Here is a 21,009-nt window from a genome sequence, read left to right as displayed (position 1 = left end):
AGCGCGCCGGCGCGGGCACGCAGAAACGGGTACGCATGGCCCCGGCCGGCGGCGCCGATGTTCGCCCGGGGATACATTTCAGCGCTGAAAATCCACGCCGCGCATCGGGAAACAACAGTCGCCGTTTGCGAAGTCATGCACCGATGCGCATAATGCCGCAACGCGGTAACGCGGGGCTGCCCAGCCTTCGCCCGGGACGAAAACCCCGCGGCGAAACGGGCCGCACCCGTCCGGGCAACCCGCATTGCACCGGAGCCGGCCAGCACGAGCCAGCCCTGCCGGAGAACCAAAAATAAAGCGCCAGGACGCATCCGTCGCATTGGCAATAGCCACCGGGGAGAACAACATGGGAGAACAGCCGTCGGCGGATGAGGATTTCCACCGCCTGATCGATTCGATCTACGAGTCCGCGCTCGACGTCACGGCCATGCCGGCGGCGCTCGGCCTGTTCTCGCGCTATACCGGCACCGAAAGCCCGCACTACCTGGTCTGGGACAAGCTTGCCGGGCAGGCGCGCCTCGGCGTGACCCCGCACGGCTGCTTCTCGGCGCAGGGCGCCTACGTGCCCGAGCCGCTGCGCGTGCTGGCCAGCCGGCCCGCGCGCGCGCTCGCGGACGCGCATGCCTGCGGCGCGCAGGGCGCGTCGTGCTACGTGCCCGCCCACGGCGCCGACCTCGAGCGCGGCGTGCGGCTGCTCGACACCAGCGAGGTGTGCGTGCTGATGGGCGGCGCCGGCGCCGGCCCGCGCCCGGACGGACGCTTCGACAGCGCCGACGGCGCCGCGCGCCGCCGCAGCCGCCTCGCGCGGGTGCTGCCGCACTGGGCGCGCGCGGCGCGCATGCAGCAGCGCAACATGGAGCTCAGCGGCCTGGCCGCGCTCGGGCTGGCCGGGCTCGACACGCTCGACTTCGGCGTGATGGTGCTGCAGGCCGACATGCGCGTGCGCTACGCCAACGTCTGGGCCGAGGCGCTGGTGCAGGCCGACAGCCACCTGGCGCTGGACAACGGCGTGTTCCACGCGCGCGAGCCGGCGCTGCACGCCACGCTGGGCAGGCTGCTCGAGCGCGCCATGCAGCCCCACGGCGGCGGGCCGGCGGCGGGCTCGTGGATGCACATCACCTCGGGCGGCCAGCCGGTGCCCATCATCGTGCTGCCGCTGGTCTCGCGCCAGCCGGTGGAAGGGCCGTGGCAACTGCCGTTCGCGATGGTGCTGATGGGCAATTCCGAGTCGCGCTCGGTGCTCGACAGCGCGGTGCTGACCTCGCTGTTCGGCCTGTCGCGCAAGGAGAGCCTGGTCGCCATCCGGCTGGCCGCCGGCGCGACCCTCAACGAGATCGCCGAGCGCGAGTTCGTCTCGCCCCACACCGTGCGCGTGCACATCCGCGACATCCTGCGCAAGACCGGCACGCATCGCCAGAGCGAACTGGTGCGGCTGCTGCACCTGCTGCCGGGCGTGGCGCTGGAGCGGGTCGTGCGGCAGTCCTAGGCCGCCGCGCCCGCCCCTGCGCCCATTCCTGTCCCGGTTCCTGTCCCCGCCCCCGCCGTCTCCCGCGCCACCGCCATCAGCCGCTGCACCTGGCGGTCGTCGCTGTCGGCCGGCGTGGCCAGCGCGATGCCGATGCGCGCGGCCGGGCGCGGGCTGCTCAGGCGCAGGAAGCGCACGCGGCGGTTGACGTAGCGCGCCGCCACGCTGGGCACCAGGGCCACGCCCAGCCCGCTTTCCACCAGGCTGATGATGGTCTGCACCTGCACCGCCTCCTGCGTCACGCGCGGCACGAAGCCGGCCTGCTGGCACAGCAGCATGGCGATGGCCTGCAGGTTGGGCACGTCCGCGCTCGGATGCATGATGAAGGGCTCGCCGGCCAGCGCCTTGAGGGCGATGGCGTCGTGCTGCGCGAAGCGGCTGTCGGCCGGCACCGCGGCGACGAACTCGTCGGTCTCCAGCGGCATCAGCGCGTAGCCGCCCGCGTTCAGGATCGGGAAGCGCACCAGCCCGGCGTCGAGCTGGTGGCGCGGGAGCCGGTCCAGGATCGACGCCGAGGTGGACTCGTGCAGGATCAGCTCGATGCCGGGATGGGCCGCGCGGAAGGCGGGAATCAGCCGGGGCAGCAGCGCGTAGGTGGCCGAGCCGACGAAGCCCACGCGCAGCGCGCCGCGCTCGCCGTGGGCCGCGGCCACCGCCGCGGCGCGCGCCTGCGCGGCATGGAACAGCGCGCGGCGCGCGTCGTGCAGCGCGGCCTCGCCGGCCTGCGTGAGACGCACGCCGCGCGAGGTGCGCACGAACAGCGGCGTGCCGAGCGAATCCTCCAGCTTGCGGATCGAGATCGACAGGGGCGGCTGCGCCATGTGCAGGCGCTCGGCCGCGCGGTGGAAGTTGCCGGTCTCGGCGAGGGCAACGAACTGCTGTAGCTGGCGGAGATCCACGTTGATATGTTCTGAATATCGGATACTAAAAATCTAATATTAGACGCAAAGGCCCCGCTGATCTACTCTGTGCCATCCGCTGCCGGCCCGCCCCGGCGACGCGAATACAAGAACAGAACAAGACAGATCAGGAGACCGCCCAGCATGTTGCCCCTTTCAGGCGTGCGCGTGATCGACCTTTCCACGGTCGTGATGGGCCCCTACGCCAGCCAGTGGCTGGCCGACCTCGGGGCCGAAGTGATCAAGGTGGAGCCGCCCGAGGGCGACTCCACGCGGCGCACGGGGCCGGCCGCCGAGGACGGCATGTCGGCCATCTTCCTCGGCGTCAACCGCAGCAAGAAGAGCGTGGCGCTCAACCTCAAGCAGCCCGCCGCGCAGGCCGCGCTGGAGCGGCTGCTGGCCGGCGCCGACGTGCTGGTGCACAGCATGCGCCCGCAGAAGCTGGCCGGGCTGGGGCTGGACCCCGCCGCCGTGATGGCGCGCCATCCGCGCCTGGTCTACGTGAGCCTGCTCGGCTTCGCCGAGGACGGCCCCTACGGCGGCCGCCCGGCCTACGACGACATCATCCAGGGCCTGTCCGGCAATGCCGCGCTGATGGCCGCGCAGACCGGCACCATGCGCTATTTCCCCACCATCGCCGCCGACAAGACCAGCGGGCTGGTGGCGGCGCTGTCGATCGCGGCGGCGCTGGCCGGGCGCGAGCGCAACGGCGGCAAGGGCGCGCTGGTGGAAGTGCCGATGTTCGAGTCGATGGCGGCCTTCAACCTGGTCGAGCACCTGTACGGCCAGCAGTTCGAGCCGCCGCGCGGCCCGACCGGCTACCCGCGCGTGCTGGCACCGCTGCGCCGGCCCTACCAGACCGCCAACGGCCACGTCTGCATGATGCCGTACACCGATGCGCACTGGCGCGACTTCTTCCGCGCCGCCGGCCGTCCGGACCTGGCGGCGGACGCGCGCTTCGACGGCATCGCCGCGCGCACGCGGCATATCGAGACGCTCTACGAGCTGACCGGCGAGATCGTGCGCGCGCGCACCACCGAGGACTGGCTGGCGCTGTGCGAGACGCTGCAGATCCCGGTGGCGCGCGTCAACGAGCTGGCCGACCTCGTCGACGACCCGCACCTGCGCGCCACCGGCTTCTTCGCCACGCTGGACGACCCGGTCATGGGCACGCTGCGCTTTGCCGGCGCGCCGGTGCGCTTTGACGGCGAGCGCGCGCGGCCGGCCATGCCGCCGCGCCTGGGCGAGCATACGCGCGGCCTGCTGGCCGGGGCGGGCCTCGACGACGCGCAGATCGACGCGCTCGCGCAGGCCGGCGCGGCCTACTGCGCGCCGGGCACCGGGACGTGAATGCCGTGGCGCGCCCCGGCGCCGGACCCGCGGCGCCGCCCGGACTGCGCCTGCCTGCTTTCCACACCAGCCACTTCTAACATTAGGCATGCCGGCCACACGCGCCGGCCATCACCAGGAGACGCCGTGCCGCATACCCAACTCCCCCGCCTGGGCCAGGGCTTTTACTGGCAGGACATCAAGGAAGGCCTGGCCTTCCAGACCTTCCGCCGCACCTTGACGGAGACCGACCTGGTCAACTTCGTCTCGGTCACGGGCATGCTGGAGGCCATCTTCATCGAGAAGGGCTACGAGGGCGGCGCCATCCAGGGCCGCCCCGTGCCGGCCGCGCTGACCTACACGCTGATCGAGGGCTTCATCCTGCAGACCATGATCCAGGGCACCGGGCTGGCCATGCTCGAGCTCACGCAGAAGATCCTGGCGCCGGTGGTGGTGGGCGACACGATCTGGGCCACCGTCACCGTGGACGGCATCCGCCCCACCTCGCGCAACGGCCGCGCGGTGGTGGACTCGACCATCGAGGTATTCAACCAGCGCAACGAGCGCGTCATGACCTATACCGCCCGGCGCCTGCTGGCCGGGCGGTAGCGGCCGCACCGGAGGAGACAGATGAAATCACAACAACAAGACCACAAGACCCACCACGACAAGCGCCGCAACCGGCTGGCGCGCCTGGCGCTGCCGCTGGCGTGCGCGCTGCTGGCGCTCGGCATGGCCGCCGGCGCGGCGAACGCGGCCGGCGCGGCGGACGGCTATCCCGCGCACCCGGTCAGGCTGGTGGTGCCGTTCCCGCCGGGCGGGCCGACCGACCTGGTGTCGCGCGTGATCGCCCGCAAGATGTCGGAGGAGCTCGGCCAGCAGGTGCTGGTGGACAACCGCCCCGGCGCCAACGGCAACATCGCCGCCGAGCTGGTGGCCAAGTCGCCGGCGGACGGCTACACGGTGCTGTACAACACCTCGTCGATCGCGCTGAGCCCGGCGCTGTACAAGAAGCTGTCCTACGACGTGAAGCGCGACTTCGCGCCGGTGGCGATGACGGCGATGGTGCCGCTGGTGCTGGAGGTCAACGCGCAGGTGCCGGCGGCCAGCCTCGACGAGTTCATCCGCTACCTCAAGGCCAACCCGGGCAAGCTGACCTACGGCTCGGCCGGCAACGGCAACGTCACGCACCTGGCAGCCTTCCTGTTCCTGCAGGCCAACGGGCTGTCGGCGGTGCACGCGCCGTACAAGGGCAGCGCGCCGGCGCTGACCGACCTCGCCGGCGGCCAGGTGCAGTTCATGACCGACACCATCAATTCCTCGCTGCCGTTCATCCGCGACAAGCGCATGAAGGCGCTGGCCGTCACCAGCATGTCGCGCAGCTCGCAGTTGCCGGACGTGCCGACCGTGGCCGAGACCGTCATGCCCGGCTTCGAGGTGGGCGCGTGGCAAGGCATGCTGGTGCCGGCCAAGACCCCGCCCGAGGTGATCCACAAGCTCAACGCCGCCGCGCAGAAGGCGCTGGCCGCGCCCGACGTGCGCGCCAGCCTGGCGGCGCAGGGCGCCGAGCCGCGCGGCAGCAGCGCGGACGCCTACGGCCGCTACCTGGCGCAGGAGATCCAGCGCTGGCAGAAGGTGGTGAAGGACTCCGGCGTGACGCTCGACTGAGCGCGGCGCCGCCTTCGCGCATCCACGGAGACCGACCTTGACTTCCCTGATCGATACCTTTGAGCTCACCGCCCTGCCCCCCGGGGCGGCGGCTTTCCGGCGCGAGGTGCAAGCATTCCTGGCCGAGTACCTGCCGCCGCTGCCGCCCGAGCGGCGGGCCCGCTCGTGGATGGGCTTCGACGCCGGCTTCAGCCGCGCGCTGGCGCGGCGCGGCTGGGTCGGCATCACCTTGCCGGCGCAGTACGGCGGCGCCGGGCTCGATCCGTTCTCGCGCTTCGTGCTGGTGGAGGAACTGCTGGCCTGCGGCGCGCCGGTGTCGGCGCACTGGATCGCCGACCGCCAGAGCGGGCCGCTGATCCTGCGCTACGGCAGCGACGCGCAGAAAGCCTTCTACCTGCCACGCATCTGCCGCGGCGAGGCCTTCTTCTGCATCGGCATGAGCGAGCCCAATTCCGGCTCGGACCTGGCCAGCGTGGCCACGCGCGCGGTGCCGCAGCCCGACGGCGGCTGGCGCCTGAACGGGCGCAAGATCTGGACCACCAACGCCGACCGCTGCCACTACATGCTGGCGCTGGTGCGCACCTCCGGCGCCGCGGAGGACCGCCAGCGCGGCCTGTCGCAGGTGATCGTGGACCTGTCCGCGCCGGGCGTGACGGTGCGCCCGATCCACGACCTCGCCGGCGACGCGCATTTCTCCGAGGTCAGCTTCGAGGACGTGCTGCTGCCGGCCGACGCGCTGGTGGGCAAGGAAGGCAGCGGCTGGGAACAGGTCAACGCCGAGCTGGCCTTCGAGCGCAGCGGGCCGGAGCGCCTGTACTCCAGCGTGGTGCTGCTCGACGCCTGGATCGCCGCGCTGCGGCGCGCGCCGGCGGCGCGGCGCGACACCGCCACCATCGGCCGGCTGGCCGCGCGGCTGGCGGTGCTGCGCACCATGTCGCTGGCGGTCACAGCGCGGCTGGCCGCGGGCGAGAGCCCGGTGGTGGAGGCCGCGCTGGTCAAGGACCTCGGCACCGAATTCGAGCAGTCCATCCCCGCGCTGGCGGAGGCCGCGCTGGGCGACGACGCCCACCTCGCCGCCGACGGCGCGCTGTACCGCACCCTGGCCTACGTCAGCCAGGTGGCGCCGTCCTATTCGCTGCGCGGCGGCACGCGCGAGATCCTGCGCGGCATGATCGCGCGCGGCCTCGGCCTGCGCTGACACGGAGCCCTCCATGCACAACGCTTATTCCGACGCGCTCGACACCCTGCTGCGCGACTGCTGCACGCCCGCCGTGGTGCGCGCCGTGGAGCACGGCGGCGATCCCCTGCCGCTGTGGCAGGCCCTGCGGGACAGCGGCTTCGCCGACTGCCTGCTGCCCGAGGAAGCCGGCGGCGCCGGCCTGCCGCTGGCCGAGCTGGCGCCGGTGCTGTTCGCGCTCGGCCGCCATGCGCTGCCGCTGCCGCTGGGCCAGACCATGTTCGCGCGCGCGCTGCTGCACGCCGCCGGCCACGCCGTGCCGGCCGAGCCGGTCGCGCTGGCCGCCTTCGACGACGGCGCCGAAACCGCGCTGGCCGCCGGCGGCGCCCACGCGGCATGGTTCCTGGTGCAGGACGGCACGCGCTGCGTGCTGCTGCCGCGCGCGCAGGCGCGCGTGTCCGCCACCGGCGTGCCGGCCGACCTGACCGTCGCGCTGGCGCGCCCGGCGCCGGACGGCCCCGGCGCGTTCGCGCTGCCGGCCGGCGCGCTGCGCGAGATCGGCGCCTGCGTGCACGCCGCGCAGATGGCCGGCGCCATGTCCCGGGTGTTCGAGCTCACGCTGCAATACGCCAACGACCGCCAGCAGTTCGGCCGCGCCATCGGCAAGTTCCAGGCGATCCAGCACCAGATCAGCGTGATGGCCGAGCACGTCGCCGCCGCGCGCATGGCCGCGCAGCTGGCCTGCGCCGGCGGCGGCCGCTTCAACGCCTGGCAGCCGGACCCGCTGCGCGCGGCCATCGGCAAGCTCAACGCCAGCGAGGCGGTCACGCCGGTGACGGCCATCGCGCACGCGGTGCACGGCGCCATCGGCATCACCGCGGAATACGACCTGCAGCTCTACACGCGCCGCCTGCATGCGTGGCGGCTGGCGGACGGCTCCGAGATCTACTGGGGGCGGGTGGTGGGCGAAGCCGTCTGCGCCGGGCCCGCCGACGGCGCGGTCGCGCTGGCGCGGCGCTGGAGCGGGGAGGCGGCTTAGTGGCTTAGTGGCGTAGCGACGCGCCAGCCCACGCCCGGACCGCGCGGTCCGGGCGTGGGCTGGCGTGCGAATCAGCTTTCCTCCTACACACGCGTGGGATTCGAGGCGATTTTGCAGACCTCCGGACGATGAAAGGATGGGCTGGCGGCATATCATTGGCGTATTCACCACCGCGCTGATTGCCGCCTGGCGCCGGCGCCGCCGTTGCGGCCCATCCACGGATTCGGTGTCTCCCGCTGGCCGGGATACGGAGGCTGATGTGTCGATACTTCGAGCAACGCCCGCGCGTGCCGCGGCATGGCGGCGAACCCTCCTGCTGCTCCTCCTGCTGCTGGCGCTGGCCGTCCTGGCAGCCGGCGCGCGGGCGCAGACGCCCTCGCCCGCGCCCGAGTGGCAGTACTCGGCCGGCATCCCGCTGGAGAAGATGTTCGAGCCCGAGATACCGGAATGGGCCGTGCGCGTCGGCGCGGCGGCCATCTACCGGCCGCGCTACGACGGCGCCTCCAGCTACCACGTGCTCGCGGGCGCCACGCTCGACGTGCGCTACCGCGACCTGTTCTTCGCCTCCACCGGCGAGGGCATCGGCGTCAACGCGGTCAGCACGCCGCACCTGCGCGCCGGCCTGGCCATCACCTACAACCTCGGGCGGCGCGAGGCCGACGACCACGCCCACCTGCACGGCATGGGCAACATCAACTTCGCGCCCGAGGCCAAGCTGTTCGTCGACTACGTGGTCTCGAAGGAATTCCCGCTGGTGATCCGCGCCAACGCGCGGCGCGCGCTGGGCGGGTCCGACGGCTGGATCGGCGATCTCGGCGCCTACCTGCCGCTGCCGGGCAGTTCGGAGCACTTCTACTGGTTCGCCGGGCCCAGCGTGAGCTTCGCGGATTCGCGCTACATGGACACGTGGTTCGGCGTGAGCGCGGCGCAGTCGGCGCGCTCGGGCTTCGCGCAGCACCATGTCGGCGCCGGCATCAAGTCCTACGGCGCGGGGCTGAGCGCGATGTGGTTCCTGCACAAGCACTGGTTCATCACCGCCGACGCGAGCATCTCGCAACTGGTCGGCGCCGCCGCCGACAGCCCGGTCGTGCAGCGGCCCACCACGTTCTCGGCGGACCTGTCGGTCAATTACCAGTTCTGACCATCCGTCCCGGGCGCCGCCACCATCTCAAACCGCTTTAGACGTTGTTTCAACATGAAGCGAAGCGGTCCTGGCTGGGCGCGCGGCCGCAGACAGTACAAGTAGTACTTGCCGTGCCGCGCAACGACGCCAGGATCTTTTTGAAACGACTTCTCAGGCCGCCTTGCGGTGCCGGCGCTCCGGCTTGCACTCGAACTTGGATTCGCGCCGGCCGTCCTCGTAGGCCACCTCCAGCCGCACCGTGAAGCCCCACAGCCGCGTGACGTGGCGGATGACCTCGTCGAAGTTCTGCGCCAGCGGGCGGCGCTCGTTCTGGAGGTGCCGCAAGGTCAGCGAGCGGTCGCCGCCGACGTCCACGTTGGTGATCTGGATGTTGGGCTCCATGTTCGACAGGTCGTACTGGTTGGCCAGCAGCTGCCGGATGTTGCGGTAGCCCTCGTCGTCGTGGATGGCGGTCACGCGCAGCTTGCCTTCGCGGTCGTCGTCGAGCACCGAGAACAGCTTGAGCTCGCGGATCACGCGCGGCGACAGGAACTGCAGCAGGAAGCTCTCGTCCTTGAAGTTGCGCATGGCGAAGTCGAGCGTCTTGCGCCAGTCGCTGCCGGCGAATTCGGGCGCCCAGCGGTAGTCTTCCTCGGTCGGGTTCTCGCACATGCGGCGCAGGTCCTGGAACATCAGGAACCCGACCGTGTACGGGTTCAGGCCGCTGTAGTACGGGCTGTTGTACGGCGGCTGGTAGATCACGTTGGTGTGCGCCTGCAGCAACTCCATCATGAAGGCGTCGTTGACCAGGCCTTCCTCGTAGAGCTGGTGCAGGATGGTGTAGTGCCAGAACGTGGCCCAGCCTTCGTTCATGACCTTGGTCTGGCGCTGCGGATAGAAGTACTGCGCGATCTTGCGCACGATGCGCACGATCTCGCGCTGCCACGGCGCGAGCTTGGGCGCGTTCTTCTCGATGAAGTACAGCAGGTTTTCCTGCGGCTCGGGCGGGAAGGCCGATTCGCGCTCGAACCCCTCGTCGTCCTCGAGCGCGTGGGCGCGGTGCTTGGGCAGCGTGCGCCACAGGTCGTTGACCTGCATCTGGAGGTAGTTCTCGCGCTCGGTCTGGCGCGCCTGCTCCTCGGCGATGGAGAGCTTCTTGGGCCGCTTGTAGCGGTCCACGCCGTAGTTCTGCAAGGCGTGGCAGGAGTCGAGCAGCAGCTCCACTTCCTGCTCGCCATAGCGCTGCTCGCATTCGGCCACGTAGTTCTTGGCGAACAGCAGGTAGTCGATGATGGCGTCCGCGTTGGTCCAGGTGCGGAACAGGTAGTTGCCCTTGAAGAAGGAGTTGTGGCCGTAGCAGGCGTGCGCGATGGTCAGCGCCTGCATGGGCATGGTGTTCTCCTCCATCAGGTAGGCGATGCAGGGGTTCGAGTTGATGACGATCTCGTAGGCCAGCCCCATGTGGCCGCGCTGGTAGCTGCGCTCCGAGGCCAGGAAGTGCTTGCCGTAGGACCAGTGGTTGTAGCCTACCGGCAGCCCGGACGATGCGTAGGCATCGAGCATCTGCTCGGCGGTGATGATCTCGATCTGGTTGGGATAGGTGTCGAGGCCGAAGTCGCCGGCAATGCGGGCGATTTCGCGGTCATAGCGGTTGATCAGCTCGAAGGTCCACTCCGAGCCGGTGGAGAGATAAGCCATTTACGACCCCCGTTGCGGGTGAAACGAAAACCTGCCTGTCGGCTTCGTCGGCCTTGCCGGCCTTGTCAGCCTCATCGACCTCATCAACCCTCGCGCGGCGCGCCTCTCCCGCGCGGGCAGTGGCAGCGACGGCGCGCGCGCTTCAGCGCACGCCCGCCGGCCAGGCCGCCTTCTTCTGGAACAGGTCATGCAGCACGGGATAGATTTCCTCCGCGCCGATGATGCGCTGCATGGCGAAGTTCTCATGCCGGTCCCTTACCAACAGATACTCTTCCCAGAGATTCTGCGGTTCCTCGGAGGCCACCTCGACGTAGGCGTAGTACTGCACCAGCGGCAGGATGGACTCGCGCAGCAGGCGCCCGCACAACTCCGAATCGCCCGCCCAGTTGTCGCCGTCCGACGCCTGCGCGCAGTAGATGTTCCACTGGCTGGCGGGATAGCGGTCGTGGATCACCTCGACCATCAGCTTGAGCGCGCTGGACACAACCGTACCACCGGACTCGCGCGAATGGAAGAAGTCCTCCTCGTTGACTTCCTTGGCCACCGTGTGATGGCGGATGAACACCACGTCGATGCGCTCGTAGTTGCGCTTGAGGAACAGGTACAAGAGCATGAAGAAGCGCTTGGCGAGATCCTTTCGGCTCTCGTCCATCGAGCCGGAGACGTCCATCAGGCAGAACATCACCGCCTGCGCCTGCGGGCGCTTCTTGAGCACGCGGTTGTTGTAGCGCAGGTCGAGCTTCTCGATGAAGGGCACGCGCTCCACGCAGGCGCGCAGGTGGCGCATCTCCTTCATCAGCTCCAGCGCGCGCGCGGAATACGGGCCGTCCTGCTCCAGCACCTCGCCGTACTCCTTCTCGAGCACGGTGAGCTTCTTCTGGTAGGGGCTGGACAGCGCGATGCGGCGCCCGAGCGAGCTGCGCATGGTGCGCAGGATGGAAAGGTTGGAAGGCGTGCCGTCGATGGAAAAGCCGGCGCGCACCTTGCGGACCTCGGCGATCTTGGCAAGGTGGCGCTTGGCCATGTCGGGCAGCGCCATGTCCTCGAAGAAGAAATTGAGGAAATCCTCGCGCGACAGCGTGAAGACGAAATCGTCCTCGCCCTCGCCCGAGTCGCTGGCCTTCGAGCCGCCTCCGCCCGCGCCCTGCTGCTGGCGGTCGAAGCTGTCCCCGCGCACGAACTTCTTGTTGCCCGGGTGGATCCACTCCCGCCGGCCGCCCTGGCCGTGGTGGAAGGCTGGCTCGGAGATGTCCTTGACCGGAATGGACACCTGCCCGCTCTGCTCGATGTCCATGATCTTCCGGCCGGACACCGCCTTCGCTACCGCCTGGCGTATCTGCTCGCGGTAGCGCTTGATGAAGCGTTGCTGGTTGACGGCACTCTTGTTGCCGCCGTTCTCGCGCCGATCGATGACCGTGGCCATATGCTTGCCCTCTTGGAGAGGCCTCGTCCAGGCGCCGTTACGATGATTTTCTGACGCGCAAGTACCACTCCACAAGTAGGCGGACCTGCTTCGCCGTGTAGCCCTTCTCGACCATGCGGTTGACGAAGTTCGCGTGCTTGTCCTGGTCCTCGCGGGAGGACTTGGCGTTGAACGAGATCACGGGCAGCAGGTCTTCGGTGGTGGAGAACATGCGCTTCTCGATCACCATGCGCAGCTTCTCGTAGCTGGTCCACGCGGGGTTCTTGCCCGCGTTGTTGGCCCGCGCGCGCAGCACGAAGTTGACGATCTCGTTGCGGAAATCCTTGGGGTTGGAGATGCCCGCGGGCTTTTCCACCTTCTCGAGTTCGTCGTTGAGCGCGTTGCGGTCGAGAATCTCGCCGGTATTCGGGTCGCGATATTCCTGGTCCTGTATCCACAGGTCGGCAAACACCACATAGCGGTCGAAGATGTTCTGTCCATATTCGGAATAGGACTCCAGGTAGGCGGTCTGGATCTCCTTGCCGATGAACTCCACGAACGGCGTGGTCAGGTACTCCTTGATGTACGACAGCAGCTTGGCTTCCTGCTCCGGCGGGAACTGCTCGCGCTCGATCTGCTGCTCGAGCACGTAGAGCAGGTGCACCGGGTTGGCCGCCACCTCGGTGTTGTCGAAGTTGAAGACCTTGGACAGCACCTTGAAGGCGAAGCGCGTGGACAGCCCGTTCATGCCTTCGTCGATGCCGGCGTAGTCGCGGTACTCCTGGTACGACTTGGCCTTCGGGTCGACGTCCTTGAGGCTCTCGCCGTCATACACCCGCATCTTGGAGAAGATGTTCGAGTTCTCCGGCTCCTTGATGCGCGTGAGCACGGCGAACTGCGCCATCATCTTCAGCGTGTTGGGCGCGCACGGCGCGGCCGCCAGCGAGCTGCTGCGCAGCAGCTTGTCGTAGATCTTCACCTCGTCCGACACGCGCAGGCAGTACGGCACCTTGACGATGTAGATGCGGTCGAGGAAAGCCTCGTTGTTCTTGTCGGCCTTGAAGGTCTGCCACTCGGCCTCGTTCGAGTGCGCCAGGATGACGCCGTCGAACGGGATCGCGCCGAAGCCCTCGGTGCCCTTGTAGTTGCCTTCCTGCGTCGCGGTCAGCAGCGGGTGCAGGACCTTGATCGGCGCCTTGAACATTTCGACGAACTCGAGCAGGCCGCGGTTGGCCAGGCACAGCCCGCCGGAATACGAGTAGGCGTCCGGGTCGTCCTGCGGGAAATCCTCGAGCTTGCGGATATCGACCTTGCCGACCAGCGAGGAGATGTCCTGGTTGTTCTCGTCGCCCGGCTCCGTCTTGGAGATGGCGATCTGCGACAGCACCGAGGGGCGCAGCTTGACCACGCGGAAGCGCGTGATGTCGCCGTTGAACTCGTGCAGGCGCTTCACCGCCCACGGCGAGGCGATGGTGTTGATGTAGCGCACCGGGATGCCATAGTCCTCTTCCAGGATCTTGCCGTCTTCCTCGGGCGAGAACAGCCCGAGCGGAGATTCGTGGATGGGCGAGCCCTTCAGGGCGTAGATGGGGATCTGCTCCATCAGCACCTTGAGTTTCTCCGCCAGCGAGGACTTGCCGCCGCCGGGAGGCCCGAGCAGATAGAGGATCTGCTTGCGTTCCTCGAGTCCCTGCGCGGCATGCTTGAAGAACGAGACGATCTGCTCGATCGTGTCCTCCATGCCGTAGAACTCGCGGAAGGCCGGATAGATCCTGATGACCTTGTTGAAGAACAGGCGGGACAGCCGTGGATCGTGGTGGGTATCCACCAGTTCGGGCTGACCGATGGCGGCGAGCATGCGCTCGGCGGCGGTCGCGTAGGCGGAGGGGTCCTTCTTGCAGATATCCAGGTACTCCTGGATGCTGTATTCCTCTTCCTTGCGAGCTTCGAAGCGTGTGGCGTAGTGGCCGAAAATGTCCATACCTCACTCCCGTCAGATTCCCGTCCGAGGCGAAGGCACATCTGCTGCATCAAAAGATCCCGCGCCAGCGTTTGCAACTCCGCCACCCCGGCTTGGCGGTGCTGGCCATGTTGCGAGGCCTTTACTTCATCATAGTCAAATAACGGCGAAGGCTAAGAGCCGGTTGACCAACTTCACGCCCGTGTCTTGCAGGTGCGCGTGCAACCGCGCAACGACAGGCAGGTCTCCGTACTGCTGCTCCCGGCCCCACTCGCGACGGGCATTTGGACCATGTCTTGTGACACACATTACACCTTTCCCGCGCCGCGTGCATAGATGGTTTTGTAACCACAACCACGCTTGCGATTTTGCAACGCACGCCCCGCGCGGCATTGCGGACAGCACTACCGCCAACGTCCTAAGGCGTCGGTATGAGGGGCCGCCGCGCGCTGCGCATCCGGCACGCACCGGCACGCATCCGCGCGGCGGCGCACGCCCTACAGCGTGCGCGCCACCAGCTCCTTCATGATCTCGTTGGAGCCGCCGTAGATCTTGCTCACGCGGGCGTTGGCGTACATCCGCGCGATCGGGTATTCGAGCATGTAGCCGTAGCCGCCATGCAGCTGCAGGCATTCGTCGATGATGTCGCAGTTCTTCTGCGCGCACCACCACTTGGCCATCGCCGCGGTGGGGGCATCGAGCTCGCCCGCGAGCAGGCGCATCATGCAGTCGTCGACGAAGGTCGCGGCGATGGTTGCCTCGGTCTTGCACTCGGCGAGCTTGAAGCGCGTGTTCTGCATATCGATCAGCGGTTTGCCGAACACGTGGCGCTCGCGCACGTAGTCCGTGGTGAGCTCGATGGCGCGCTGCATGCTCGCCACCGCGCCCAGCGCGATGATCATGCGTTCCTGCGGCAACTGCTGCATCAGCTGATAGAAGCCTTGTCCCTCCTCGGCGCCGAGCAGGTTTTCCGCCGGCACGCACACGTCGTCAAAGAACAGCTCGGCAGTGTCCTGCCCTTTCTGCCCGATTTTTTCCAGGATGCGGCCGCGCCGGAAGCCCGGCAGGTCGCGGGTCTCGACCATGATGAGCGAGACCCCGCGCGCGCCGGCCCCGGGATCGGTCTTGGCCACCACGCAGACCAGGTCGGCGTGGTAGCCGTTGGTAATGAAGGTCTTTGCACCGTTGATGCGATAGACGTCTCCGTTCTGGTTCTTTTCACGCACCGCGCGGGTGCGTACCGACTTGAGGTCCGAGCCCGCGCCGGGCTCCGACATGGCGATCGCGCCTACCATCGCGCCGGAAGCCATCTGCGGCAGCCATTTGCGCTTCTGCGCCTCGGTGCCGTAGTTGAGCAAGTAATGGGCCACGATGCCGCTGTGCACGCCATTGCCGAGACTGGTGGCGATGGCGCGCGCCATTTCGTTACAGATCACGGCCTCGTGCGCGAAGTTCCCGCCGCCGCCGCCGTACGCTTCGGGGATGCTCGCGCACAGCAGGCCGACCTCGCCGGCGCGGTTCCAGACCTCGCGGTCGATGTAGCCGCGCTCGGCCCAGCGCGCTTCGTGCGGCACCAGCTCGCGCTCGACGAAGCGGCGCACGGTGTCCTGGAACAGGGTCAGTTCCTCGTTCATCCAGGGCACCTTGCGGGCCGCCATCGCCATGTTCTTGTCCGTGCTCTTCATCTTGGTGTTCTCCGGGAAATGTCGTCGGGGCGGAAGCCGCCGGTGCTGCGCCGCAACACCCGCGGCGCCGGGGTTCGGCCGCGGCGGGAAGCGCGGCGGCCGCGATGTATCGATTGATGCTCTTTGACGCAAGCGCCGGTGCTCAGTCCAGCTGGATGTGCGCGTCCTGGACGATGCGGGCCCACTTCGGCGTGTCGGTGGCGATCACGGCGGCCAGCTCCTCGGCCGACGACCCTACCGGCTGCAGGCCCATCGCCGCCAGCTTCTGCGCGATGTCCGGCTGGCGCACGATGCGCCCGACCTCGGCCGACATCCGCGCCACCATCTCGCGCGGCGTGCGCGCCGGCAGGAACGCGGCGAACCAGCCGCTCGGCTCGAAGCCGGGAAAACCCGCCTCGGCGAACGTGGGCACCGCGGCGATCGACTTGTAGCGCTGCGCGCCGGTGATGGCGAGAATGCGGAATTTCCCGCTATTTAAATAGCTGTTCGCGGACGTCACATCGACGAAGGCCGAGTCCACCTGCCCGCCCAGCACGTCGCTCATCAGCGGCGCGGCGCCCTTGTACGGGATGTGCGCCAGGTCCAGCCCGGCCTGCATCTTGAGCAGCTCGCCGTGCAGGTGCGAGGACGTGCCGTTGCCGTAGGAGCCGTAGCTGAACCTGCCGGGGCTGGCCCTGGCCAGCGCCACGAACTCGGCGAGCGTGGCGGCCGGCACCCGGTTGGGCACCACGAACAGGTCGGACGAGCGCGCCAGCAGCGAGACCGGCTGGAAATCGCGCGCCACGTCGTAGGGAATGCGCTTGTACAGGCTTGGCGACTGGATCATGGCGGTGATGCCGAGCAGCACCGTGTAGCCGTCCGGCGCCGCCTTGGCGACGATGTCGTTGCCGAGCATGCCGCTGGCGCCGGGCTTGTTGTCCACCACCACGGGCTGGCCCCAGGCCTCGGCCAGGCGCTGGCCGATCATGCGCGCCACGGTGTCGGTGCCGCCGCCGGCCGGGTACGGCACCACCATGCGGATGGGCCTGGCGGGATAGCCGCCCTGCGCCCGCGCCGGCCGCCGCCAGCCGCCCAGCAGCGCGCCGCCGCCGAGTGCCGCCGCCTGGCCCAGCCAGGCTCGCCGCGTTGTCTTCATCGTTGTCTCCCCCATTCGCTTGGTGTGCTCTGGTGTGCTTTCCGGTGTGTTGTCCTGTCGCGCGTCTCAGTCCGCCGGCCGGGCCGGCGCCGCCTGTTCCTGCTCCTGCAGCGCCCGCCACTGGATCTTCCCGGTGGCCGACTTGGGCAGCGCGTCGACGAAGCTGACGATGCGCGGCACCTTGTAGGCCGCCAGCCGCTCGCGGCACCACGCCATGATCTGCTCGGCGCCGGCCTCGGGCGTGCCGCGCGCGGCGGGCTTGAGCGCCACCACCGCCTTGACGGTCTCGCCGCGGCGCGCGTCGCGCGCGGCGATCACGCAGGCTTCGTGGATGGCCGGATGGCCGTACAGCAGGTTCTCCACCTCGGCGGGCCAGACCTTGAAGCCGGAGGCGTTGATCATGCGTTTGAGGCGGTCGCGCATGAAGAAATAGCCTTCCTCGTCCATGAAGCCCAGGTCGCCGGTGCGCAGGAAGCGCTTGCCGTCGATCTCGACGAACGCCTCGGCGTCGGCCTGCGGATTGCGCCAGTAGCCCAGCATGATCTGCGCGCCGTGCGTGACGATCTCGCCCAGTTCGCCCCGCGGCAGCCCGGCCAGCGTGTGCGGGTCGATCACGCGCGCGTCCACGCCGAAGGTGGCGATGCCCAGGCACTCGCGCTTGGGCCGGTGGCGCGGATTGGACAGCAGGAAGGCCGCGCTCTCGGTCAGGCCGTAGGCCTCCACGTAAGGCAGGCCGAAGCGCTCCTCCAGCATCGACGCCACCGCGTCCGGCATAGCCGCGCCGCCGCCGCCGAGGTAGGACAGGCTGGAGAGGTCGCGCCCGGCGATGCCGGGCTGGGAAAAGAAATCCACCAGCATCGCCGGCGGCGCGCCCCAGGTGGTCACCTGGTAGCGCTCGATCAGGTCTGCTGCCAGCGCGCGGTCCCAGCGCGGCAGCAGCACGATGGTGGCGCCCAGGTAGAGCGGCGCGTGGATGCCGTTCTGCATGCCGAGCAGGTGGAACATCGGCGCCACCGACAAGGTCACGCTGTCCGGCAGGGCGCCGCGCCAGCGCTGCGAGCCCACCGCCGCGCTCATCAGCGTGCCGTGCGTATGCATGCAGCCCTTCGGATGGCCGGTGGTGCCGGAGGTGTAGGCCAGCATGCACAAGGTGTCGTAGCCGGCCTCGTCCGGGCCGGGGCTCAGGCCGGCGGCGTCGGCCTGCGTCCACGGCACGAGCGTGGCGCCGGCCGGCGCGCCGGCGGGCAGCGGCGCGCGCTCGTGCAGCCACGCCGGCACCCCGGCGTCGGTCCGGTCGGCACGGTCGGCACGGTCGGCGGTGGCGAGCATGTCGCCGTACTGGTGCGCGATCACGTGCGGCAGCCGCGCGCCGTGCAGCGGCGCGATGCGCGCGTACAGCTCGGCGGCGACGAAGGCCGCCACCGCGCCGCTGTCCGCCACCACATGCTCGAGCTCCGCGGTCAGCCACATCGGGTTGGCCGGCACCACCACCGCCCCGGCGCGCAGGATGGCGTAGTAGGCCACGATGAACTGCGGGCAGTTCTGGCTGAACAGCAGCACGCGGTCGCCCGGCGCCACGCCGCACGCCTGCTGCAGGTAGCCCGCCATGCGCCCGATCTGCGCGTGCAGGCTGGCGTAGCTGATGGCGTTGCCGAAGAACCGGATCGCGGTCTTGTCCGGGTAGCGCCGCGCGGCGACTTCCACGTTGTAGGCCAGGCTGGTGCGCGGCACCTGGATCTGCGCCGGCAGGCCCGGTGGCCAGAACGGCGAGCGGCAGGGAGGCATGGAAGAGGAATCGGCTTGCATCATGGCAACACGGGTAGGAGAAAAAGGCGCCGGCCGCCGCCGGCGCGGCATCAGTCGAGGCGGATGTTGCGGGTGCGGATCACCTGGCCCCAGCGCGCGTAGTCGCTGCGCATGGTGTCGGCGAAGGCGTCCGGCGTGCTGCCCGAAAGCACCACGCCCATCTCGCTCATGCGCCCGCGCACGGCCGGCACGGCCAGCACGCGGTTGACGTCGGCGGAAAACTTCTCCACCACCGCGCGTGGCGCCGCGGCGGGCAGCAGCAGGCCGAACCAGCTCATCGAATCCATGCCCGCGATGCCGCCTTCGCGGAAGGTCGGCACGTCCGGCAACTGCGGCGCGCGCGCCGGGCCGGTCACGGCCAGCGCGCGCAGCCGGCCGCTGGCCACGTGCGGGCGCGCGCCCATCACGGAGATCACGGCCGCCGGCACCTGCCCGCCGAGCAGGTCGTTGAGCTCCGGCGCCTCGCCCTTGTACGAGACATGGGTCAGGTCGAGCCCGGCCGCTTCATTGAAGACCTCGCCGTACAGATGCCCGCTCGAGCCGGTGCCGAACGAGCCGTAGCTGAACTGGCGCGGCCGGGACCTCACCAGCGCGATGAACTCCGCCAGCGTGGCCGCGGGCACCGAGTTGTGCACCGCGAACACCAGGCTGGTGGTGCCGAGCTGCGACACCGGCGCGAAATCGCGCACCGGGTCGAACGGCGCCTTCGCGTACAGGCTCGGCGCCTGGACCAGCGTGGTGATGGTCAGCAGCGCGGTGTGGCCGTCGGGCTCGGCCTTGGCCACCGCGTCGGCGCCGATCATGCCGCTCGCGCCCGGGCGGTTCTCCACCACCACGGGCTTGCCCCACGCCCTGCCCAGCGGCTCGGCGAGCGCGCGCGCCAGCACGTCGGTGGCGCCACCGGCCGGGTAAGGCACCACCAGCCGCACCGGCCGGCCCGGCCAGTTGCCGCCCGCGCCCTGCGCCAGCGCCGGGCCGCACGGCCCGATGCCGCCGGCCGCCAGCGGCGCCGCGCCCAGCCACGACAAGATCCTGCGACGATCAGCCTGCATCCCGCTCCCTCCCCCGGTCCCATGCCCAGGCAACGAGATTGCGCGATGCTGCGCTGCGTGGACAATGACCATTCGGCCCAAAATGATTGGCCGAATCGCTCAGGGAAAAGCCTGCCTTTGGTAAATCCGGATTGCGCGGCGCCGGCGCATCGGGCTAACTGGCGCGACAGGCTCACCATGAGCCGCCATGAGCCACCATAAGCCGGCGCAGACCCGGCATCCCGCCAGACCCGCCAGCCCGCGCGCTCATGCCGCGCCGCAGCATCCGGCAGCCAGGGCTGCGGCAACGAGGACGAGGAGACCATGCATATCGTCGCTTCCGGCGCGGGCGCGTCCGTGCCGCCAGCGGTGCCGGCCGCTTCCCGCCCGCTGCGGGCGGCGCCGCACGGCCCGCCGGCCCGCCACACCATCGCCGTGCTCCAGGTCGAGCAGATCCTGCTGGGCCCGCGCCGCATTGGCTGCGACATCGACGCCCTGCTGCGCCGCGCCGGCATCCCCGCCGCGCTGCTGCAATCGCCCAGCGCGCGCGTGAGCGAAGACCAGTTCGCCGCGCTGATGCGCGCCATGCGCCGCGTCACGCGCGACGAGTTCTGGGGCCTGCTGAACCGGCCGCTGGCGCCCGGCGTGTTCGCCCAGGCCTGCCGCGCGCTGATCCACTGCGCCACGCTCGAAGACGCGCTGCGCGTCGGCCTGCAGCAATACCGGCTGCACCTGCATGACTTCGTGCCCCGCCTGCAGCAGCACGACGGCCGCGCCACCCTGCTGCTGCTGCCGCGCGCGCCCGCCACGCCATGCCGCCTCTACGCCGAATCCACCTTCGCCTTCCAGGCCTACGGCGTGGCCAACTGGCTCGCCGCCCGGCGCATCCCGCTGGCCGGCGTCGACCTCGCCGCGCCGCCGCCCGCGCCACGCGGCAGCGCGCGGCGCAGCGACACCGAGCGCGTCTTCAACACCCAGGTCCGCTACGGCCAGCCGCACACCGCGCTGCATTTCGACGCCGCCTGGCTGCGCCTGCCCGTGGTGCAGGACGCCGCCAGCCTGCAAGCCTTCCTGCGCGACACCCCGCGCAACCTGCTGACCCGCTACCGCGACGACTCCTGCCTCGCCGAGCGCATCCGCCGCCACCTGCGCGGCCACCTCGACGGCGAACTCCCCTCGCTCGAACAGATGGCCGAAACCCTGCGCCTGACCCCGCAGACGCTGCGCCGCCGCCTGCGCGACGAAGGCCGCGGCTACCAGAGCATCAAGGACAGCCTGCGGCGCGACGCCGCCATCGGCTTTCTCGAACATACCGACCTGCCGTTGCAGCAAGTGGCGTTAAGGGTGGGGTTTTCGGAGCCGAGCACGTTTCACCGGGCGTTCAAGAAATGGACTGGCGTGGCGCCGGGGGAGTACCGGCAGCGGCAGATGATGGGGTGTGCGGCGTAGGGGATGGGTTGTTGGAGGTTATTTCAAGCTTCAAATTCAACTTCAGAATCCACGTCAAAATCAACTTCAAAGTCAAAGTCAAC

Annotated in this window: 16 protein-coding genes; 8 read left to right on the top strand and 8 right to left on the bottom strand. The window is 69.4% G+C overall.

The window, feature by feature from the left end:
* Window positions 1–346 precede the first annotated feature (346 nt).
* Window positions 347–1,486 (top strand): helix-turn-helix transcriptional regulator, encoded by a 1,140-nt coding sequence (locus K206_RS0129765; protein WP_020205996.1) that lies wholly within the window; start codon window positions 347–349, stop codon window positions 1,484–1,486.
* Here the strand turns inward: K206_RS0129765 and K206_RS0129760 are convergent.
* The gene (locus tag K206_RS0129760) at window positions 1,483–2,424 is read right to left on the bottom strand and encodes a LysR family transcriptional regulator (RefSeq protein ID WP_020205995.1); all 942 of its coding nucleotides are present in this window, start codon (window positions 2,422–2,424) and stop codon (window positions 1,483–1,485) included. The two genes, K206_RS0129765 and K206_RS0129760, sit on opposite strands and share 4 nt — an antisense overlap.
* Before the next feature lie 144 nt (window positions 2,425–2,568).
* Between K206_RS0129760 and K206_RS0129755 the strand changes: the two genes are divergently transcribed.
* From K206_RS0129755 to K206_RS0129730, 6 genes are all read left to right on the top strand, one after another.
* Window positions 2,569–3,774 carry a CaiB/BaiF CoA-transferase family protein gene (locus tag K206_RS0129755; RefSeq protein WP_029044239.1) on the top strand — a complete coding sequence of 402 codons (1,206 nt, stop codon included), beginning with the start codon at window positions 2,569–2,571 and terminating at the stop codon, window positions 3,772–3,774.
* Between the two features lie 126 nt (window positions 3,775–3,900).
* Window positions 3,901–4,362: an acyl dehydratase gene (locus K206_RS0129750; protein WP_020205993.1), complete on the top strand. Its 462-nt coding sequence runs from the start codon at window positions 3,901–3,903 to the stop codon at window positions 4,360–4,362.
* 123 nt (window positions 4,363–4,485) lie between these two features.
* The gene (locus tag K206_RS0129745) at window positions 4,486–5,421 is read left to right on the top strand and encodes a tripartite tricarboxylate transporter substrate binding protein (protein ID WP_052166022.1); all 936 of its coding nucleotides are present in this window, start codon (window positions 4,486–4,488) and stop codon (window positions 5,419–5,421) included.
* 37 nt (window positions 5,422–5,458) lie between these two features.
* Window positions 5,459–6,619, top strand: coding sequence for an acyl-CoA dehydrogenase family protein (locus K206_RS0129740; protein WP_020205991.1), 1,161 nt, complete (start codon window positions 5,459–5,461; stop codon window positions 6,617–6,619).
* 13 nt (window positions 6,620–6,632) lie between these two features.
* A complete protein-coding gene (locus K206_RS0129735) occupies window positions 6,633–7,637 on the top strand; it encodes an acyl-CoA dehydrogenase (protein WP_020205990.1) in 1,005 nt (334 codons plus the stop codon).
* A gap of 259 nt (window positions 7,638–7,896) precedes the next feature.
* A complete protein-coding gene (locus K206_RS0129730; RefSeq protein WP_020205989.1) occupies window positions 7,897–8,778 on the top strand; it encodes a MipA/OmpV family protein in 882 nt (293 codons plus the stop codon).
* 153 nt (window positions 8,779–8,931) lie between these two features.
* Here the strand turns inward: K206_RS0129730 and K206_RS0129725 are convergent, their stop codons facing one another.
* From K206_RS0129725 to K206_RS0129695, 7 genes are all read right to left on the bottom strand, one after another.
* Complete coding sequence (locus K206_RS0129725) at window positions 8,932–10,458, bottom strand: SpoVR family protein (RefSeq protein ID WP_020205988.1); 1,527 nt, start codon at window positions 10,456–10,458, stop codon at window positions 8,932–8,934.
* Window positions 10,459–10,600: 142 nt separating this feature from the next.
* Window positions 10,601–11,881, bottom strand: coding sequence for a YeaH/YhbH family protein (locus K206_RS0129720; protein ID WP_020205987.1), 1,281 nt, complete (start codon window positions 11,879–11,881; stop codon window positions 10,601–10,603).
* A gap of 37 nt (window positions 11,882–11,918) precedes the next feature.
* Window positions 11,919–13,841 (bottom strand): PrkA family serine protein kinase, encoded by a 1,923-nt coding sequence (locus K206_RS0129715; protein ID WP_020205986.1) that lies wholly within the window; start codon window positions 13,839–13,841, stop codon window positions 11,919–11,921.
* Window positions 13,842–14,317: 476 nt separating this feature from the next.
* A complete protein-coding gene (locus tag K206_RS0129710) occupies window positions 14,318–15,478 on the bottom strand; it encodes an acyl-CoA dehydrogenase family protein (protein ID WP_029044237.1) in 1,161 nt (386 codons plus the stop codon).
* Between the two features lie 169 nt (window positions 15,479–15,647).
* Complete coding sequence (locus tag K206_RS0129705; RefSeq protein WP_020205984.1) at window positions 15,648–16,640, bottom strand: tripartite tricarboxylate transporter substrate binding protein; 993 nt, start codon at window positions 16,638–16,640, stop codon at window positions 15,648–15,650.
* Between the two features lie 66 nt (window positions 16,641–16,706).
* Window positions 16,707–18,446, bottom strand: a complete 1,740-nt coding sequence (locus K206_RS0129700; RefSeq protein ID WP_043367294.1) for a long-chain fatty acid--CoA ligase — start codon at window positions 18,444–18,446, stop codon at window positions 16,707–16,709.
* 50 nt (window positions 18,447–18,496) lie between these two features.
* Window positions 18,497–19,498, bottom strand: a complete 1,002-nt coding sequence (locus tag K206_RS0129695; RefSeq protein ID WP_029044236.1) for a tripartite tricarboxylate transporter substrate binding protein — start codon at window positions 19,496–19,498, stop codon at window positions 18,497–18,499.
* 303 nt (window positions 19,499–19,801) lie between these two features.
* Here K206_RS0129695 and K206_RS0129690 point away from each other — a divergent pair, with 303 nt between their 5' ends.
* Window positions 19,802–20,926, top strand: a complete 1,125-nt coding sequence (locus tag K206_RS0129690) for an AraC family transcriptional regulator (protein ID WP_020205981.1) — start codon at window positions 19,802–19,804, stop codon at window positions 20,924–20,926.
* Window positions 20,927–21,009 lie beyond the last annotated feature (83 nt).

The organism is Cupriavidus sp. WS (genome assembly GCF_000395345.1).
In the GTDB taxonomy this organism is placed as follows: domain Bacteria; phylum Pseudomonadota; class Gammaproteobacteria; order Burkholderiales; family Burkholderiaceae; genus Cupriavidus; species Cupriavidus basilensis_B.
The sequence above is the reverse complement of the archived record's forward strand: the minus strand, read 5'-3'. Positions and strand labels throughout refer to the sequence as shown.

Excerpts from the sequence above, each read along its gene's own strand:
- K206_RS0129765 (WP_020205996.1), top strand. The coding sequence starts at position 347 with ATGGGAGAACAGCCGTCGGCGGATGAGGATTTCCACCGCCTGATCGAT.
- K206_RS0129755 (WP_029044239.1), top strand. The coding sequence starts at position 2,569 with ATGTTGCCCCTTTCAGGCGTGCGCGTGATCGACCTTTCCACGGTCGTG.
- K206_RS0129745 (WP_052166022.1), top strand. The coding sequence starts at position 4,486 with ATGGCCGCCGGCGCGGCGAACGCGGCCGGCGCGGCGGACGGCTATCCC.
- K206_RS0129735 (WP_020205990.1), top strand. The coding sequence starts at position 6,633 with ATGCACAACGCTTATTCCGACGCGCTCGACACCCTGCTGCGCGACTGC.
- K206_RS0129725 (WP_020205988.1), bottom strand. The coding sequence starts at position 10,458 with ATGGCTTATCTCTCCACCGGCTCGGAGTGGACCTTCGAGCTGATCAAC.
- K206_RS0129720 (WP_020205987.1), bottom strand. The coding sequence starts at position 11,881 with ATGGCCACGGTCATCGATCGGCGCGAGAACGGCGGCAACAAGAGTGCC.
- K206_RS0129715 (WP_020205986.1), bottom strand. The coding sequence starts at position 13,841 with ATGGACATTTTCGGCCACTACGCCACACGCTTCGAAGCTCGCAAGGAA.
- K206_RS0129710 (WP_029044237.1), bottom strand. The coding sequence starts at position 15,478 with ATGGCGGCCCGCAAGGTGCCCTGGATGAACGAGGAACTGACCCTGTTC.
- K206_RS0129705 (WP_020205984.1), bottom strand. The coding sequence starts at position 16,640 with ATGAAGACAACGCGGCGAGCCTGGCTGGGCCAGGCGGCGGCACTCGGC.
- K206_RS0129700 (WP_043367294.1), bottom strand. The coding sequence starts at position 18,446 with ATGCAAGCCGATTCCTCTTCCATGCCTCCCTGCCGCTCGCCGTTCTGG.
- K206_RS0129695 (WP_029044236.1), bottom strand. The coding sequence starts at position 19,498 with ATGCAGGCTGATCGTCGCAGGATCTTGTCGTGGCTGGGCGCGGCGCCG.
- K206_RS0129690 (WP_020205981.1), top strand. The coding sequence starts at position 19,802 with ATGCATATCGTCGCTTCCGGCGCGGGCGCGTCCGTGCCGCCAGCGGTG.